This is a genomic window from Erwinia sp. MYb416, assembly GCF_037479575.1.
GTDB lineage: Bacteria > Pseudomonadota > Gammaproteobacteria > Enterobacterales > Enterobacteriaceae > Erwinia > Erwinia rhapontici.
In genome coordinates this window covers 1-414 of the sequence record NZ_JBBGYT010000289.1, presented here as the reverse complement: position 1 = coordinate 414, position 414 = coordinate 1, and the positions used below count along the sequence as shown (strand labels likewise).

1 protein-coding gene is annotated in these 414 nt (G+C 57.0%); it reads left to right on the top strand.

The genetic code is table 11. From position 1 onward, the window contains the following. Positions 1-414 (top strand): ABC transporter permease (locus WH277_RS02605; protein ID WP_339504247.1); only part of this gene is annotated, 414 nt, incomplete at both ends.

Genomic DNA, 414 nt, shown 5'->3' with positions numbered 1-414 from the left:
TTTCACTGGTGGCGCTGGCCGTATTACCCCAGGAGAACCTCACGCTGATTGTGGTACTGGCGGCGATTGAAGCCACCCGCGTCTATCGTCTGGGGTATGCGCTGGCGAAACAGATTTCAGCGATGGAGTATATGGAAGCGACGTTACTGGCTGGCGAGTCTCACCGCTGGCGCATCTTTCATGAAATGTTACCCAATGCCTGGGTGCCACTGCTCACCGAGTTCGGCGTGCGTTTTGGCTACTGCGTGCTGTTTGTTTCCACGCTCTCCTTCCTTGGGCTGGGGGTTCAGCCGCCAACCGCCGACTGGGGCAGCATTGTGCGTGAAAATCGTGACGGCATACTGTTTGGCGTCAGCGCCGCATTCTATCCGGCCATCGCCATTGCCCTGTTGGTGATTTCCACCAATATGGTAG